Source organism: Nitratidesulfovibrio oxamicus (assembly GCF_015731765.1).
GTDB lineage: Bacteria > Desulfobacterota > Desulfovibrionia > Desulfovibrionales > Desulfovibrionaceae > Cupidesulfovibrio > Cupidesulfovibrio oxamicus.
Map to the genome: position 1 here is coordinate 1 of NZ_VRYY01000388.1, position 2,448 is coordinate 2,448.

Sequence of the window (2,448 nt, forward strand, 5' to 3'; positions counted from 1 at the left end):
GGCCAGCCCGGCGCACCCGCGAAAGCCCGAACAGACGCGCGACCCCGTGCCGCGCGCCGCACCCCGCGCCGTCACCCGCGCGCAGCCCACGGAGGTTTCAGCATGTCCAAGCACGTCGTAGTCATCGGGGCCGTTGCCCTTGGCCCCAAGGCCGCCTGCCGGTTCAAGCGCCTCGCACCCGACGCCAAGGTCACCATGATCGACCAGTCGCCGCGTATTTCCTACGGCGGTTGCGGCATTCCCTATTTCGTCTCGGGCGAGGTCAACAACATCGACGCGCTGCAAGCCACCCCCTACAACGTGGTGCGCGACCCCGAATTCTTTCGCGTGAACAAGGACGTGGACGTGCTGACCGAAACCCGTGCCGTGTCCATCGACCGCGCGGCCAGGACCGTGCTGGTGGAACACCTGCGCACGGGCGAGCAGCAGACCCTTTCCTATGACAAGCTGGTGCTGGCGCTGGGCAGCCGGGCCAACCGCCCCCCTGTCGAAGGGTTGGACCTTGCGGGCGTGACCGCCGCCACCAACCTGGAAGAGGCGGAATTCATCCGCAATGCCATGGCCGCAGGCACGGTGAGCAACGCGGTGATCGTGGGCGGCGGGTTCATCGGCCTGGAAATGGCCGTGGCGCTGGCCGACATGTGGGGCATCGGCGTGACCGTGGTGGAACTGGCTGACCGGCTCATGCCGGGCTTTCTGTCCTCCACCCTTACCCGCATGGTGCGCCACGACCTGGAAAAGAACGGCGTCACCGTGCTGACCGGCGAAAAGGTGGTGCGGCTGGAAGGCGAGGACGGCGCCGTGGCCCGCGTGGTGACCGACAAGCGCACGCTCGACGCGGAACTGGTGATCATGGCCGCCGGGGTATCGCCCAACACGGCCATCGCCAAGGCCGCTGGGCTGGAGACCGACCCGCGCGGCGCGCTCATCGTCAACGACCGCATGCAGACCAGCGACCCGGACATCTACTCCGGCGGCGACTGCGTGACCATCCCCAACCTGATCACCGGCAAGCCCGGCTTCTTCCCGCTGGGGTCCATGGCCAACCGCCAGGGCCGCGTGGTGGGCACCAACCTTGCCGGCGGCAACGCCACCTTCCCCGGCGCGGTGGGCAGTTGGGTGGTCAAGCTGTTCGAAATCTCGGCCTGCGGCGCGGGCCTGACCATCGAAACCGCCCTGCGCGAAGGCTTTGACGCCATCAACGTGCACGTGGAGCAGTTCGACCGGGCGCACTTCTTCCCGGAAAAGACCATCATGTCGCTGGAACTGGTGGTGGAAAAGCCCACCCGCCGGGTGCTGGGCATTCAGGGCGTATCCACCCTGGGCGATGCGCTGACCGCGCGCATCAACGCCGTGGCCACCATGCTGGCCGACAAGCCCACCATCGAGGACATCAGCAACGCCGAAATCGTGTACTCGCCGCCGTTCGCCTCGGCCATGGACATCCTGAACGTGGCGGGCAACGTGGCCGAAAACATCCTGGAAGGACGCGCCAGAGTCATCGACCCCGAAGAATTCGAACGGCTGTGGAACGAGCGCGCCAGCAATGACACCGTGTGCTTCATCGACACCCGCCTTGCAGGCAACGCACAGCCGTTCCTGGAAAAATACCCGGACCACTGGAAGAACATCCCCGAAGAGCAAATCCACGACAGGCTGGGCGAAGTGCCCACCGACCGCACCGTGGTGCTGGTGTGCAACACCGGGCTGCGCGCCTACGACGCCCAGCTCATGCTGGCCAAGGAAGGCGTGTCCAACACGGTCAGCGTGCAGGGCGGCATGGTGGCCATGCACAAGATCGGGGCGGATATCTAGAAAAACCGCAATACGTTTCCGGAGAAGGGACCCTTTGCGACAGCCGTTAGGTGAGCGCAACGCGCGAACCTTGCCCTGGCCGTTAGGCGAGCTTGCGAGCCTTGCGGATAGGGACCGCAACGCGCGGATGGCGTCCGCAGAGCGTGAAATGGTCTCCCTCCCCGCCCCCCTCCCCCCAAACTTTTTGGTTGGGGTTCTTCGTTCCACCACAAGGTCCGTGACGGTTACCCGCCACGGACCTTGTCTTTTCCGCGATAATACCAGGACCTGCCTTGCTCTCAAGCCACACTCCGCCCCCGGAACAGCTGGCGCAGGTCCAGCAGCAGCACAAGGCCGGCCACGATGCACGCGGCCCCGGCGGCCATGGCCGGGGTGATGCGCTCGCCAAGGAACAGCGCGCCCCAGCCCATGCCGAACACGGGTATGAGCAGGGTTACGGTAAGCGCGCGGGCCGGGCCGGTATCCTCCACCAGCCGGAAGTACAGCAGGTAGGCCACGGCCCCGCAGACCAGGGCCAGGGCGGCGGTGCAGGCCAGCACCAGCGGGGTGAGCAGGGCCGGGTTGTGTATTGCGGGCGCAGGCCACAGGGGCAGCGCGGGCAGCAGGGTCAGCGCCGCGCCCAGTTGGCTGCCC

Annotated in this window: 2 protein-coding genes; one reads left to right on the forward strand and one right to left on the reverse strand. The window is 66.7% G+C overall.

What is annotated here, in order from left to right; translation table 11 throughout:
• Positions 1-102: 102 nt before the first annotated feature.
• Positions 103-1,815 (forward strand): FAD-dependent oxidoreductase, encoded by a 1,713-nt coding sequence (locus FVW20_RS12665; protein WP_196609900.1) that lies wholly within the window; start codon positions 103-105, stop codon positions 1,813-1,815.
• 278 nt (positions 1,816-2,093) lie between these two features.
• Here the strand turns inward: FVW20_RS12665 and FVW20_RS12670 are convergent.
• Positions 2,094-2,448: EamA family transporter (locus FVW20_RS12670; protein ID WP_196609901.1), on the reverse strand; the 355-nt coding region annotated here is incomplete at its 5' end.